Annotated in this window: 13 protein-coding genes; 6 read left to right on the top strand and 7 right to left on the bottom strand. The window is 73.0% G+C overall.

What is annotated here, in order from left to right; all coding sequences use genetic code 11:
- Nucleotides 1-55: 55 nt before the first annotated feature.
- Nucleotides 56-655 carry a hypothetical protein gene (locus tag AC07DA_RS01425; protein WP_479123455.1) on the bottom strand — a complete coding sequence of 200 codons (600 nt, stop codon included), beginning with the start codon at nt 653-655 and terminating at the stop codon, nt 56-58.
- 4 nt (nt 656-659) lie between these two features.
- Entirely contained in the window at nt 660-1,115 is a 456-nt protein-coding gene (locus tag AC07DA_RS01420) for an ATP-binding protein (protein WP_479123453.1), read from the bottom strand.
- 113 nt (nt 1,116-1,228) lie between these two features.
- Here AC07DA_RS01420 and AC07DA_RS01415 point away from each other — a divergent pair, with 113 nt between their 5' ends.
- Together AC07DA_RS01415 and AC07DA_RS01410 are read left to right on the top strand one after the other, a co-directional pair.
- Nucleotides 1,229-2,041 (top strand): helix-turn-helix domain-containing protein, encoded by an 813-nt coding sequence (locus tag AC07DA_RS01415; RefSeq protein WP_479123452.1) that lies wholly within the window; start codon nt 1,229-1,231, stop codon nt 2,039-2,041.
- Complete coding sequence (locus AC07DA_RS01410; RefSeq protein ID WP_383329687.1) at nt 2,038-2,229, top strand: DUF397 domain-containing protein; 192 nt, start codon at nt 2,038-2,040, stop codon at nt 2,227-2,229. The genes AC07DA_RS01415 and AC07DA_RS01410 overlap by 4 nt, the downstream gene beginning before the upstream one ends.
- Here the strand turns inward: AC07DA_RS01410 and AC07DA_RS01405 are convergent.
- Nucleotides 2,213-4,615, bottom strand: a complete 2,403-nt coding sequence (locus AC07DA_RS01405) for a tetratricopeptide repeat protein (RefSeq protein WP_479123449.1) — start codon at nt 4,613-4,615, stop codon at nt 2,213-2,215. The two genes, AC07DA_RS01410 and AC07DA_RS01405, sit on opposite strands and share 17 nt — an antisense overlap.
- Before the next feature lie 89 nt (nt 4,616-4,704).
- Between AC07DA_RS01405 and AC07DA_RS01400 the strand changes: the two genes are divergently transcribed.
- A complete protein-coding gene (locus AC07DA_RS01400) occupies nt 4,705-5,217 on the top strand; it encodes a DUF2165 domain-containing protein (protein ID WP_479123448.1) in 513 nt (170 codons plus the stop codon).
- On the opposite strand, the gene AC07DA_RS01395 is transcribed toward AC07DA_RS01400, so the two are convergent.
- Together AC07DA_RS01395 and AC07DA_RS01390 are read right to left on the bottom strand one after the other, a co-directional pair.
- Nucleotides 5,210-5,764 carry a hypothetical protein gene (locus AC07DA_RS01395; protein WP_479123446.1) on the bottom strand — a complete coding sequence of 185 codons (555 nt, stop codon included), beginning with the start codon at nt 5,762-5,764 and terminating at the stop codon, nt 5,210-5,212. The two genes, AC07DA_RS01400 and AC07DA_RS01395, sit on opposite strands and share 8 nt — an antisense overlap.
- 101 nt (nt 5,765-5,865) lie before the next feature.
- Nucleotides 5,866-6,864: a glycosyltransferase family 2 protein gene (locus AC07DA_RS01390; protein WP_479123444.1), complete on the bottom strand. Its 999-nt coding sequence runs from the start codon at nt 6,862-6,864 to the stop codon at nt 5,866-5,868.
- Between the two features lie 133 nt (nt 6,865-6,997).
- Between AC07DA_RS01390 and AC07DA_RS01385 the strand changes: the two genes are divergently transcribed.
- Together AC07DA_RS01385 and AC07DA_RS01380 are read left to right on the top strand one after the other, a co-directional pair.
- A complete protein-coding gene (locus AC07DA_RS01385) occupies nt 6,998-7,468 on the top strand; it encodes a GtrA family protein (RefSeq protein WP_479123442.1) in 471 nt (156 codons plus the stop codon).
- A 27-nt stretch (nt 7,469-7,495) separates the two neighbouring features.
- On the top strand, nt 7,496-8,905 hold the full coding sequence (locus tag AC07DA_RS01380) for a hypothetical protein (protein ID WP_479123440.1): 1,410 nt from the start codon (nt 7,496-7,498) through the stop codon (nt 8,903-8,905).
- A 6-nt stretch (nt 8,906-8,911) separates the two neighbouring features.
- On the opposite strand, the gene AC07DA_RS01375 is transcribed toward AC07DA_RS01380, so the two are convergent.
- Together AC07DA_RS01375 and AC07DA_RS01370 are read right to left on the bottom strand one after the other, a co-directional pair.
- Nucleotides 8,912-11,497: a bifunctional FO biosynthesis protein CofGH gene (locus AC07DA_RS01375; RefSeq protein WP_479123438.1), complete on the bottom strand. Its 2,586-nt coding sequence runs from the start codon at nt 11,495-11,497 to the stop codon at nt 8,912-8,914.
- Nucleotides 11,498-11,731: 234 nt separating this feature from the next.
- Entirely contained in the window at nt 11,732-12,580 is an 849-nt protein-coding gene (locus AC07DA_RS01370) for an LLM class F420-dependent oxidoreductase (protein WP_479123437.1), read from the bottom strand.
- A gap of 192 nt (nt 12,581-12,772) precedes the next feature.
- Here AC07DA_RS01370 and AC07DA_RS01365 point away from each other — a divergent pair, with 192 nt between their 5' ends.
- Nucleotides 12,773-14,302, top strand: a complete 1,530-nt coding sequence (locus tag AC07DA_RS01365) for a CehA/McbA family metallohydrolase (protein WP_479123435.1) — start codon at nt 12,773-12,775, stop codon at nt 14,300-14,302.
- Nucleotides 14,303-14,307: the final 5 nt, after the last annotated feature.

The raw sequence follows: 14,307 nt of genomic DNA, 5'->3' as shown, positions 1-14,307 counted from the left end.
GGGTGGGTGGGTTCTTTTCCCGGTTCTTTGGTTCTTGGCGTCGGGACCGGCCGGGTCATGACGGGCCGCGATCCGGTTCCTCGAAGTCCCGCAGCACGGCTTCCGCATCCTCGGGGCCGCGCACGCGGACACCGGAGTCGCCGGTGACTCCCAGGTCGCGGCGCATCGCCTCCCTCGCGGCGGCGATCACTGTCCAGACGCCGTGCTGGGCCGCGGCGGCCGTCCGCAGGGTCTCGCCCGGTCGCGGGTTGCCCTGCTCCAGGCGCTTCACTTGGCCGTAGACCTCGTTCAACGCCCTGTTGACCTCCCCGGCCGGGGCGATCACGTCATCCGGCGCGATCATCAGCGCCTCCGACCAGCGGTCGCGGTAGGTGTCCTTGGCGGCCTCAAGGGCCTGCACGTCCTCGGCGCCGGGCGCGCGGTCCCGCAGGACATACAGGTGACGGCTGAGTGCCGTGGCGAACTGCCGTGCGTCGCGGTGCAGTTCCGAGTAGCAGCGGCGCCGCAGCTCGCGGTTCTCACGTGCGTCCTGGAGCGCCTGGGTCATCTCCAGCTCGTGCCGCTTCGCCTTCTCCGCACCCCGCTGGGTGAGCAGCGCGCCCCCGAGCGTCCCCGCCACACCGGCCACGGCTATCAGAACCGCCCCCACGTCCATTCGATCACTCTAGATCGCCCGGTGCCGCGAAGTCGGCCAGTCCCAGCGAGAGTTCCGCCCACACCGTCTTGGCGCCGGCCGGGGCCCCCGTCACGCCCCACCGGTGCGCGTACGCCTCCACGATGCGCAGGCCCCTGCCTCCTTCCGCTTCCTCCTCCACCGGGTCCGGGACGCGCGGGATCCGGTCGCCCCGGGCGTCCGTGACCTCGACGCGGAGCGTGCGGTCGGCGCGCAGTTCCAGCCGCAGCCGGAAGTCCCTGCCGAGCACCCGCCCATGCCGTACGGCGTTGGACGCCAGCTCGGCCACGACGTGTGCGGCGGCGTCGTAGGGCTCGCCCCACGCGTCGAGTTGGCGTTCGGTGAGCAGCCGCGCCAGTCGCGCACCTCTTCGAGTCGCCGACAGCTGAACGGCGAAGAGGCGGGTGTGCGCGGGGATCCGGGTGGGGGATTTCCGACTCATGTCACCCAGCGTGGCCGCCCGTCCCTACCCTGAACAGCGACGACCCCGGTACGGAGCGTGACTGTCCGGACGCGTGACGGGGTCGTACGGGTCGTACGTCAGGAGGGGAAGGCGTGGAGGACGAGGAAGCGGCGGCCGTGCTCAGGACCGTCGGGCGGCAGATCAAGATGTGGCGCGAGGCGGCGGGGCTGAAGCAGGCGGAGCTGGGCGCGGCCATCGGGTACGGCGAGGAGATGGTGTCGTCGGTGGAGCGGGCCCGCCGCATCCCCAAGCCGGATTTTCTCGACAAGGCGGACGAGGTGCTCCACGCCGGGGGCAAGCTCGCCGCGATGAAAGAGGATGTGGAGAAGGCTCGGTATCCGAAAACGGTGCGGGATCTGGCGAAGCTTGAGGGCGAGGCCATCGAACTCGGGGCCTACGACAATCACCAGATTCACGGGCTCCTCCAGACCCAGGAGTACGCCCAGGCGTTGTACGCCATGAGGCGACCGGCCTTCACCGAGGACGAGATCGAGCGGTACGTCGCGGCGCGCATGGCACGGAAGGCCGTGTTCGACCGAGTGCCGCGACCGCTCATCACCTTTGTCCAGGAAGAGACGACGCTACGCAGGCCTGTCGGAGGCAGAATGGTGCTGCGCCGACAACTCGAACACCTGTTGGAGATGGCCAAGTTGCGGCACGTGTCGATCCAGGTCATGCCGACGGACCGGGAGGATCACGCAGGGATGGCGGGTCCGTTCCGAGTGCTGAAGTTGCAGGAGGGCAAGACCCTGGGGCACTTCGAGGCCCAGTTGCACAATCGCGTGATCAGCGACCCCCGGGACGCCCAGATCCTCGACATGCGCTATGGAATGATCCGGGCGCAGGCCCTGTCGCCCGAAGAGTCCCTGGCCTTCATCGGAAAAGTTCTGGGAGAAGAGACGTGACCACAGAGCTCGTCTGGTTCAAGAGCAGCTACAGCAGCAACGACGGCCCCGACTGCCTCGAAGCCGCCATATCCCCCACCCCCCAACTCACCCTGCACGTCCGCGACTCCAAGCACCGCGACGGTGCCCACCTGGCATTCAGCCGCGCCGCGTGGTCGGAGTTCCTCGCGTTCACGGCAGGTCGCTGACCCGGAGCACCTCCGCCCTGCGGTCCAGAGCCCAGGCGTATCCCGGCCGGAGTTCCACCGCCCGGTCCAGGTCGGCCAGCGCCTCGGCGTGGCGGCCGAGGCGGGTCAGGGACGCGCCCCGGCTCGCGTACGCCGAGGCGTACTCGGGGTCCAGGGTCAGTGCGACATCCAGGTCGGCGACGGCCTCCTCGTCCCGGCCCGCGGCCCGCAGCGCGTCGCCGCGTTCGCACCGGGCCCACGCCCAGTCGGGCGTGAGCGACAGCGCGCGGTCGAGGTCGGCGAGTTGGCGCTCCGGGTCGCCCAGGGCCCGCCACACTCGCGCGCGGCGGGCGAGCGCCCAGGCGTAGTCCGGTTTGAGGTCGAGGGCCTGGTTCAGGTCGGCCAGGGCCGCTTCCAGGTTTCCGGCGCGTTCGTGGGTGGCGCCCCGGGAGGCCCAGGGGAACTCGTTGGCCGGGTCGAGGCGGACGGCCTCGGTGAGGTCGCGGATCGCCTCGGCGTCGTGCCGTGCGAGCCGGTGGTGCTCGCCGCGCAGGGCGAGGTACCAGGCGTTGCCCGGTTCCAGGGCGACGGCACGGTCGAGGCCGGTGATCGCCGCGTCCAGGTCGCCCAGTTGTCCGTGGAGCACGGCGCGGTTCCGGTGGGCGGGGGCCAGTTCGGGGTCCAGGGCGACGGCCCGGTCGTACTCGGCGAGAGCCTGTGCGTAGGCGCCGTCGCCGCGCAGGGCGTCGCCGCGTACCAGGCGGGCGCGGGCCTGGGCCGGCGTGCCGAGTCCCGCGCGGCGCAGGAGGAGGCCGAGTGCGGACGCGATGCCGTCCGCTTCGAGTGCCGCGGTGAGTTCCGCGCCCCAGGCGGTCACCTCGTCCGCTTCCGCGTCCCGGCCCGCGTCCAGCAGGACCCGTGCCCACCGCGCGGCCACTCCCGCGCCCGCCTCGCAGGCGTGCACGACGTCGTGCAACGCGTCCGGCAGCGCGTTCCGTGTCCCGGCGCACAGGACGTGGTACGTCTCGGCCAGCCGTAGCTCCCGCCACGCCTCGTCCGGCCACAGCGCCCCGGGCTCCCGGTCCGTCTCCGTCTCCTCGCGCCAGGCCCGGAACGTGGCGGCCAGCCGCCGGTGCCGTTCGGCCCAGCCGCGCGGCGACCGCCGCCGCTCCGCGCGCAGCATCGGCGCCCGTACGACATCGTGGTACCGCAGCCGCTGCCCGCCCCGGTCGGTGACGAACGGCATGCCGCGCAGCCACGCGTAGACGCTCTCCGCCTCCTCCGCCGGGCAGTCGGCCGCCGCCCGGAACACGTCCGCGTCGAGCCAGCGGGGCAGCGCGCAGGCCAGCGCGGCGGACCGCCGCACGGGGTCGCGCTCCCAGCGCAGGAAGCGGTCGACGGCCGTGGCGCTCGGGTCGCCGACGTCGTCCGGGTCGGCGGGGCGGGACTCGGCGAGGGTGGAGACCAGGACGGGAAGGCCGCCGGTGAGGCGCAGGACCTCCTGGACGACCGGTTCGGCGGTCACCCCCCGGTCCGCGAGCAGGCCGCGGGTCTCCGCCTCCGTGAAGGGGGCCAGGGGCACGTCCGTGACGAAGTCCCGCAGGCCGCCCCAGCGGGCCGGGTCCACCGGGCGCTGCCCCGCCGTGACCACGACCGCCGTGGCGGGCACGGCGCCGTGCCGGTCGGTCGTCATCGTCTCGTGCAGCCAGCCGTCCAGGTACGGGGCGGTGCGCTCGTACGTGTCGAAGAACAGGGCGATCCAGGGGACCGACCCGGCCGCCTCGGTGAGTTCGCGCAGGAAGACCGGTGTGAGGACCCGCTCCGGGGCGAGGACCAGCTGGGCGTCCTCGTGGTCGCGCAGCCGGGACAGCACCCTCGTCCGCAACCGGTCGGCGCCTTCAGCGAGTTGGTCCGCGTCGAGCAGGCCCGCCAGTGGCCCGGCCACCGGGACCATGCCCAGCGCCACCACACCGGCCCGGGCCGCCAGCCGCCCGCCCGCCGACGGGCCGTCTCCCTCCTCCGTCTGCGCGGCGAGCACGGCCAGCTCCGCCTCGTGCCGCCGCTCACGGTGGGCGGCGAGGAGGCGGTCCAGCTCCTTCATGCGGCGGCCCTGGGCGGCGAACTGGCGGCTGATCCCGGCCAGTACCTCCGGCAGGCTGCCCGCGCTGTCGTCGACCCGTGCCGTCAGCGCGCCCTGGTCGCGGGCGATCTGCTCCCACTCGCGCAGCAGGAAGGTCTTCCCGACGCCCGCGTTGCCGTGCACGTGGAAGCGGAAGCGGTGGCGTTCGTCGTCCGGTTCGGTGGTGAAGTTGGCGCGGAACAGGGCGCGTTCGGCGGACCGGCCGACGAAACCGGCCCGGGTGCGCCGCCGGATCAGCTCCTGCATCGACGGGCCCGTCCGCGTCATGCGCGCCTCCCCCTCCGCTCGCCTCCGGCCGACCGCTGTCCCTCACCATTCTGTCGCGTGGGGAGCAGCAGTTGGGAAGAATGATCGCCATGGCCACCTCCACAACCCCCCGCGGCGGGCTGTCGCTCGCCGCCACGCTGCTCACCGGGACCATCGCCCTCTACATGGCGCTGGTCGCCTTCGGGAACATCACCGACTTCGGCACCAACCAGCAGTTCGTCCGGCACGTGCTGGCGATGGACACCACGTTCAAGGACGAGGACCTGATGTGGCGTGCGATCACCAGCGAGGGACTCCAGGACGCCGCCTACGTCGCGATCATCGTGTGGGAGACCGCCGCCGCGCTCGTCCTGGTGTACGGGACGTGGCTGTGGGTCAGACGCGACGCCGTGCGCGCCCGGCGGATGTCGACGTACGGGCTGCTGATGGTGATGCTGCTGTTCGGGGCCGGGTTCATCGCGATCGGCGGTGAGTGGTTCTCGATGTGGCAGTCGAAGAACTGGAACGGGCTGGACGCCGCGACCCGGATCTTCCTGTTCAGCGGGGTCGTGCTGATCGTCAACCAGCTGACGGCCCCGCGTACGGAGACCTCCGCTACCTGACCACGGCCACGGTCGTGCCGACCGTGCCGAACGCCCACAGTGCCGTGCCGTCCGCCTTCTTCATCCGGACCCCGCCGGTCTTCCCGCCGGAGGCGGCGGGCGGCGGGGAGGACCCGTCGACCGCGTTGGAGAAGGCGACGGAGACGCCGTCCTGCGCGGCGAAGTACATGATGTGCTCGATCGGGACGCCGTCGGAGCCGGTCGTGGCCTCGTTGCGGGACGAGATCGTGTAGGTGCCGGGGTCGGGGCTGACCGTGCCCGGCCAGACCGTGAACGTCCGGCGGGTCGCCTCGCTCGCGTCGACCATCCACACCCGCTTGTCCCCGAGGGAGTAGACGATGCGCCGGCCGGTGCCGGAGCCGTCGGGGACCCGGGCCGGTGCGGACGCCGTGGGCGTGGGCCGCGCGGGCACCGAGGCGCTCGGCTTGGCCGAGCTCGCGGTGGGATGCGGGCCCTGGTCCGCCTGCACGGCCAGGACCGTCACCGCGGCTATCGCTCCCACGGTCAGCCCGGTCGTCCAGGCCCACGAAGGAAGTCGGGCAGGCACCGGTACGCATCTCCTCAGTCACGGGACCCCGCACAGCACCGGGGTTCCGATCATCGTACTGCGCGCCCGCCGCTCCCCGGCGGCCTCGGGGGCCCGGCTTCTCAGGGACCCCCGGCGGCCTTGCGGACCGGCACGGGACCCCGGCCGGCACCGCGCGCGGTGTGGCGCGGGGCGCGCACCGGGGCCGGGTAGGCGAGGTGCACCAGCCGGGTCTGCTCCTGCCGCATGTGGGTGAGCGACTCCAGGATGTAGCCCACGAGCAGGACCAGCGCGGCGATCGTCATGATCGCGGCGGCGAGGATCGCCGTGGGGACGCGGGGCACCGTGCCCGTGCGGACGAAGTCGGCGATGACGGGGATGCCGAGGAGCACCGAGACCAGGGCGAGGACGCCCGCGATCACGGTGTGGACGAGGGAGGGGCGTTCGCGGCGCGCCAGGTCGAGGATGACCCGCAGGATGCGCCAGCCGTCCCGGTAGGTGCGCAGCTTGCTCTCGCCGCCGGCGGGCCGGACCCGGTAGTCCACGGGCACCTCGGCGGTGGGCAGCCGCAGGTGCAGGGTGTGGATGGTCATCTCGGTCTCGGTCTCGAACTCGCGGGCCAGGGCCGGGAAGGACTTCACGAAGCGCCGCGAGAAGACCCGGTAGCCGCTGAGCATGTCGGTCACGTCGTTGCCGAACAGGGAGCGCACCGCCCCGGTGAGCACCTTGTTGCCCACCGCGTGCCCCGCCCGGTAGGCCCCGTCGCAGGTGACCCGGCGGGCGCCGACGACCTGGTCGTAGGGTCCCTCGAAGAGCAGGTCGACCAGGTCGCGGGCGCGGGAGGCGTCGTAGGTGTCGTCGCCGTCGATGATGAGCAGGGCGTCGGCGTCCACGTCGGCGAAGGCGCGGCGGATGACGTTGCCCTTGCCCTTGCGGGACTCGTGCCGGACGATCGCGCCCGCCTCGCGGGCGAGTTCCGCCGTGCGGTCGGTGGAGGCGTTGTCGTACACGTAGACGACGGCCTCGGGGAGGGCGGCGCGCAGGTCGCGGACGACCTTGCCGACGGCCGCCTCCTCGTTGTGACACGGCACGACACACGCGATCGTCGGTTCCACGACCACTCCTCACCCGGACCGATGCCTGGTTCGCCTGCCTGGTTCGCCTGCCGGTTCGCCAGGCACGCTTTTGTGGGTAAATCATGCGATATACGCGCGTCTGGGGCGCGCGGGGGCGCCGGGTCGTTACGCTCGCCGGGTGCCGGTCCTCGCATCCGTGACGCTGCGTGCGCGCGACGCCCTCAAGGGCGTCTGGCGGGAGGCCGCCAAGTTCGGCGTCATCGGGGCCCTGGCCTTCGTCGTCGACAACGGTGGCTACAACCTGCTGGTCTTCGGCCTGCCCGGCGGCGCCGGGGGCGGGGCGATGCGGACCGCTCCCGTGCAGGCGTCCGTGCTCGCCACGGGCGCGGCGGCCCTCTTCAGCTGGGTCGGCAACCGCTACTGGACCTACCGCCACCAGCACCGCGAGAAGGTGGCCCACGAGCTGGCGCTGTTCCTCGTCGCCAACGGCGTCGGGCTCGTCATCACGGCCGGGACGGTCTTCGCCTCACGGCAGTTGCTCGGACTCGACTCGGCGCTCAGCGACAACACCGCCCGGATCCTCGGCTGGGTGCTCGCGACGCTGTTCCGCTTCTACGCCTACCGGCGCTACGTCTTCGTCGCCCCCTGAGCGCACCGAGCCGCTAGCATCCGGCATATGTCACAAAAGGGACGACTGTCGGACGGGCAGCGCTGGATGGCGGGTCTGGCCGTCCTCGCCGCCGTCTGCTGCCTGGGCACGGTCCTCGTCTTCGCCCCGGGCTTCCTGAGCCCCGACAGCCTCGACCAGCTCCGGCAGGCCGAGGGCCGCACGCCCCTGACCGACTGGCACCCGCCCGTGCTGAGCCTGGTGTGGCGGGCCCTCATCGCGGTGACCGGCGCGATCGCGTCGATGCTCGTCCTGCAGTCCCTCGTCCTGTGGGGGGCGTTGTGGGTGCTGTCCTGGGCGGTGTGGGAGCTGACCGGCAGCCGGGCCGGTTCGCTCGCGGTGCTCGGGCTGGGTCTGACGCCTTTCGTACTGACGTTCGCCGGTGTGGTGTGGAAGGACGTGCACGCGGCGTTCGCCCTGCTCGCGGCGTGCGCGGTCGCCATCACCGGGCTGCGGGTCCGGGAAGCCGGGGCGCGTCCCGCCGTGCGGTGGGCGCTGCTCGGTCTCGGCGTGCTGTTCCTCGCCTACGCCATGCTCGTGCGCAAGAACGCCTTCCTGGCCGCGCTGCCCGTCTTCGTCCTGCTGGTCCTCGCGCTGTGGCGGTCCCCCGGGCGCCGTACCTGGGTGACGTGCACGGCGGCCCTCGCGGCCGGGCTCGTCGTGCCCGCCGCCGCCATCTCCCTGTTCGCCCAGCCGCTGCGGACCGAGCAGGGCGCGCAGATCATGCTCGACGACCTGGTGCACGTGCTGACGGTGGACGAACTGCGCTCGGCGGACGTCCCGCCCGGACTGCGGGACCGGCTCGTGGCGTCGGCACGCGAGTGCGCCCGCACCGGCGCCCTGTCGGACGCGTACTGGGCCTGTTACGAGCGTCCCGCCGACGGGCTGCGCGGGGACTCCGGCGAGATCACCTCCCTGTGGCTGCGGGAGATGAGCGGGCACGTGCCGGGGTACCTCCAGTACCGGCTGCGGCTGTTCGCGACGCTGCTGTTCGAGACCGACTACGTGTACAAGGCGGGCATCACCCGCAACGACCTGGGCATCGAGGTCGCGCACCCGCAGCTGGAGGCCACGCTCGGCAGCTACATCAACGGCATGGCGACGGACCTGCGGTGGCTGTTCCGCGGCTGGTTCTGGCTCGCCGTCGCGCTGGTGCTGGCCGTCCGGCCGGGCAAGGGGCTGTTCGCCGTACCGGTCCGGGCGCTGGGCGTCAGCGCGACGGCCTACATCCTCGGCTATCTGCCGACCATGCCCGCGACGGACTTCCGCTACGTGTACTGGCCGGCGCTCGCCTGCGGCCTCGGCGTGCTGCTGCTGTGGACGGGCCGGGGCACGCCTCCCCCGCGGCCCGCGCACCCCGGCGCCACGACCGGCCGGCCCCTGGCGGAGCACCAGCCGGCGGACGCCGGGGGCCGGTAGAACCCGTCAGTCCAGCACCGGAAGCAGCTGCGGCAGATGCCCGTCGGAGGCCGCCGCCGCACGCTGCCGCTCCTGCGGCACCTCGCCGTACAGGGTGGTACGGGGCCTGGCCGGACGCCCGGCCGCCTCCGCCACGGCGACCAGGTCCTTCACCGACTTGTACGAGCCGTACGACGAGCCCGCCATGCGGGAGATGGTCTCCTCCATGAGCGTGCCGCCGAGGTCGTTGGCGCCCGAGCGCAGCATCTCGGCCGCCCCTTCCGTACCGAGCTTGACCCAGCTGGTCTGGATGTTGGGGATGTACGGGTGCAGCAGCAACCGGGCCATGGCCGTGACCGCGCGGTTGTCCCGCATGGTCGGGCCCGGGCGGGCGATCCCCGCCAGGTAGACCGGCGCGTTGGTGTGCACGAACGGCAGCGTCACGAACTCGGTGAAGCCGCCCGTGCGTTGCTGGATGCCGGCCAGGGTGCGCAGGTGCCCGAGCCAGTGGCGGGGCTGGTCGACGTGCCCGTACATCATCGTCGAGGACGAGCGGATGCCCAGTTCGTGGGCCGTGGTCACGACGTCGATCCAGTCGGCCGCGGGCAGCTTGCCCTTGGTGAGGATCCAGCGGACCTCGTCGTCGAGGATCTCGGCGGCCGTGCCCGGGATGGTGTCCAGGCCCGCTTCCTTCGCCGCCGTCAGCCACTCGCGGACCGACATGCCCGTGCGGGTCGCGCCGTTGACGACCTCCATCGGCGAGAAGGCGTGCACGTGCATGCCCGGGACGCGTTCCTTCACCGCCCGGGCGATGTCGAAGTAGGCCGTGCCCGGCAGGTCCGGGTGGATGCCGCCCTGCATGCAGACCTCCACCGCGCCCACGTCCCAGGCCTGCTGGGCCCGGTCGGCGACCTGGTCCAGGGAGAGGGTGTAGGCGTCGGCGTCGGTGCGGCGCTGGGCGAAGGCGCAGAAACGGCAGCCGGTGTAGCAGACGTTGGTGAAGTTGATGTTGCGCGTGACGATGTAGGTGACGTCGTCGCCGACCGCCGACTTGCGCACGTCGTCGGCGACCCGGGCGAGGGCGTCCAGGGCCGGGCCGTCCGCGTGCAGCAGGGCCAGCGCCTCGTCGTCGGTGAGCTTCGTCGGGTCGTCGGCCGCCGTGCGCAGGGCCTGCCGTACGTCGGTGTCGATGCGCTCGGGTGCCATGCCCGGGGCGGCGGCCTCGCGCAGGGCGCCCCAGTCGCCGTACACCTCGTCGAAGTCGTCCCGGCGGTCGGAGCTGCGGCCCTCGGTGTCGATCGAGGAGTGCAGGTCCGTACGGCCGGAGGCGGTGAAGACCTCCTCCGGCTCCTGCCAGGGCAGACCCCGCGGCAGGACCTCCGGGCGGGCCAGGCCGGTCTCCGGGTCGGCCAGGGCCGCCACGTGCGGGCGCAGCCGCGGGTCCAGCCAGGGCTCGCCGCGCCGGACGAACTCCGGGTAGACGCAGAGGCGTTCGCGCAGCTCGAACCCGGCCGCGCGGGACTTCTCGGCGAGCTGCTCGATCTGCGGCCAGGGGCGCTCGGGGTTGACGTGGTCGATGGTGAGCGGGGAGACGCCGCCCCAGTCGTCGATGCCGGCGCGGATCAGCCGCTCGTACTCGTCGTCGACGAGGTTGGGCGGGGCCTGGATGTTGCCGCCCGGGCCCATGAGGAGGCGGGCGACGGCGACCGTGGCGACGAGGTCGTCCAGTTCCGCGTCGGGCATGCCGCGCATCGCGGTGTCCGGCTTGGCGCGGAAGTTCTGGATGATCAGCTCCTGGATCCCGTGGTAGGCCCGGGACACCTTCCGCAGCGTGAACAGCGACTCGGCGCGCTCCTCGTAGGTCTCGCCGATGCCTATGAGCAGCCCGGAGGTGAAGGGGACGGAGGAACGCCCGGCGTCCTCCAGGACGCGCAGGCGGACCGCGGGCTCCTTGTCGGGCGAGCCGTGGTGAGGGCCACCGGGCTCCGACCACAGGCGGGTCGCGGTGGTCTCCAGCATCATGCCCATGCTGGGCGCGACGGGCTTGAGGCGCTGGAAGTCGGACCAGCTCATCACGCCCGGGTTGAGGTGGGGCAGCAGGCCCGTCTCCTCCAGGATGCGGACGGAGACGGCGCGGACGTAGGCGAGGGTGTCGTCGTAGCCGTGCGCGTCGAGCCACTCGCGCGCCTCCGGCCAGCGGTCCTCCGGCTTGTCGCCGAGGGTGATGAGGGCTTCCTTGCAGCCGAGGGTGGCGCCCTTGCGGGCGATGTCCAGCACCTCGTCCGGGGACATGAACATCCCGTGGCCCTCGCGGCGCAGCTTGCCGGGCACGGTGACGAACGTGCAGTAGTGGCACTTGTCCCGGCACAGCCGCGTCAGGGGGATGAAGACGCTCTTGGAGTACGTGATGACGCCGGGCCGGCCGGCCGCCTCCAGGCCCGCGTCCCGCACCCGGGCGGCCGAGGCCGACAGGTCCTCCAGGTGCTCGCCCCGGGCCTGGAGCAGGACCGCCGCCTCGGCGACGTCGAGGGAGACGCCGTCCCTGGCCCGTTTCAGGGCGCGACGCAGGGAGTTCTCGGTGGGGCCGGTTCCGGAGGTCGCGGGAGTCGTCATCCTTCGAGCATACGAGTGGGCTGATCGGCCGAGTCAGCGGCGCCGGAGTGACCGGGCGCCATCCGGTTCGGGACTGCGGGTACGTCGGCGGGTGCGGATGGTGGGTGGTTCCTCGCGCAGTTCCCCGCGCCCCTGAAGGGCCGCAGGCCCTCCTTCAGGGGCACGGGGAACTGCGCGACCGGCCACGACGGACCGCAGCCGGCCGCTCACCCCGCTCCGCAGACGAGACGCCGACTACCCCGCGAACGCCCCGTACTGGTCCAGGGTCTTCAGTACCTCCGCCTCCCCCGCCGGCGGCAGCTGCACCACGACCTCCTCGATGCCGAGGTCGGCGTAGTGGGCGAGCTTGCCCGGGGTCGGGTGGACGGCGTACGGGACGACCTGGAGGGCCTCGGGGTCGCGGCCCGCCTCGCTCCAGGCGGCGCGCAGCCTCGGCAGGGACTCGGCCAGGCCGCGCCCGCCGATGGGCAGCCAGCCGTCGGCGTACGCGCAGACGTGGTCGAACAGCTTGGGCCCGGCCGCCCCGCCGACGAGCGTGCGCGGGCCGACCACGGGACCGCGCGGCTTGCGCACCGGCTTGGGGTGCGCCTCGCTGGCCCGGACCGAGCCGAACTCCCCCTCGTACGCGACCGGTTCCGGCGACCACAGCGCCCGCATCAGCGCCATGCGGTCCTTCACCAACTCGCGCCGGGTGCGCCAGCGCACGCCGTGGTCGGCGGCCTCCTCGACGTTCCAGCCGAAGCCCACGCCCAGCGTGAACCGGCCGCCGGAGAGGTGGTCCAGGGTGGCGATCCGCTTGGCCAGGTCGATCGGGTCGTGCTGGGCGACGAGCGTGATGCCCGTACCGAGCCCGAGCCGCTCCGTGACGGCGGCGGCCTGCCCGAGCGCCACGAACGCGTCGAGCGTACGGCCGTACTCGCGCGGCAGCTCCCCGCCCGCCGGGTAGGGCGTGGTCCGCTCGACGGGGATGTGCGTGTGCTCGGGCAGGTAAAGCCCGGCGAATCCACGCTCCTCCAGCTCCCGGGCCAGCCGGGTCGGGGTGATCGTCTCGTCGGTGAGGAAGATCGTCACGGCGATGCGCATGGACCATCTCTACCCGAGGGCCGCCGACGTGTCCATACCGACCGGTCGGCACCGCACGCGCGGCCCGTTCCCCTGCTCCCCGCCCCCGGGCCCCCTTCCCTTGCACGCCGGTTCACGCCTCAATACCAGGGTGGCACGCACCACCTCCGCACCACCCATGCCTGTCAGCGACGACCCCTGGGGAGCAGCAGCATGTGCGAGGACAACCACGGCGGGCTCGGCCGGCGCGCCCTGTTCGTGACGGGAGCGGCCGCCGCGCTTACGTTGGGGAGCGTGAGCTTCGCTTCAGCGGACGACCGGAACCAGGACGACGGCGACCAGGAGACCAGAACGGTGCGGGGCACGCTGCCGCCCGGGTCGCCCGACTTCGTGTACGTGCCCGTCGAGGTCCCGGCCGGGGTGCGGGAGCTCAGGGTCGCCTACACCTACGACCGGCCGTCCGTGCCGGCCGGCACCACGGGCAACGCCCTCGACATCGGCGTCTTCGACGAGCGCGGCACCGAGCTGGGGGGCAAGGGGTTCCGGGGCTGGTCGGGCGGGGCGCGCACGGAGTTCTTCATCCGGGCCGACGACGCCACGCCGGGCTACATCCCGGGCCCGGTCCGCGAGGGCACCTGGCACATCGCGCTCGGCCCGTACACGGTCGCCCCGCAGGGCCTGACGTACGAGATCACGATCACGCTGACGTACGGCGAGCCGGGCGAGACGGCCCGGCCGGTGTACCCGCCGGAGCGGGCCGAGGGGCGGGGGCGTGCCTGGTACCGGGGCGACTGCCACCTGCACTCCTGGTACTCCGACGGCCGCCGCACCCCCGCCGAGATCGGGGAGCTGGCCCGCGCCGCCGGCCTGGACTTCATCAACTCCTCCGAGCACAACACGCACTCCGCGCACGCCCACTGGGCCGACGTGGCCGGGGACGACCTGCTGGTGATGCTGGGTGAGGAGGTCACCACCCGCAACGGCCACGTGGTCGCCCTCGGCACCGACCCGGGCACCTTCGTCGACTGGCGCTACCGGGCCCGCGACAACCGCTTCGGCCGGTTCGCCCGGCAGATCCGGCGGGCCGGCGGCCTGGTCGTCCCGGCCCACCCGCACGCCACCTGCGTCGGCTGCAACTGGAAGTTCGGTTTCGGCGAGGCCGACGCCGTCGAGGTGTGGAACGGCCCCTACACGCCCGACGACGAGGTGGCGCTGGCCGACTGGGACAGCATGCTGGTGGCCTCCGTGCGGGAGGGGCGCGACTGGATCCCGGCGATGGGCAGCAGCGACGCCCACCGCTCCCCGGACGCCGTGGGCAGCCCCCAGACGGTGGTGCTGGCCGACGACCTGACCCGCCGGGCCATCCAGGAGGGCATCCGGGCGGGACGGTCGTACGTCGCCGAGTCCGCCAAGGTGGCGCTGTCCTTCCGGGCGTCCGGCGGGCGCGGTGAGCACGCGGGCATCGGCGAGCGCCTCGCCGTCGGCCGCGACACCCCGGTCACCGTCCGCCTGGAGGTCACGGGCGCCCCGCGCTGCACGGTCCGTTTCGTCACCGACCAGGGCGTGCTGCACACCAGCGCCCCGCTGCCGGTGTCCGGCTCGGGCACCGTCGAGTGGCGGACGACGCCGTCCTACGCGGCGTACGTGCGGGCCGAGTTGCGGCACGAGGCGGCGGCGGGCCCGGTGCCCGGGGCGCTGGCGGCCTTCACCAACCCGGTCTTCCTGGGCCGCCGCGCGGACTGAGGAGC

The organism is Streptomyces sp. NPDC044921 (assembly GCF_056432865.1).
The sequence above is the reverse complement of the archived record's forward strand: the minus strand, read 5'-3'. Positions and strand labels throughout refer to the sequence as shown.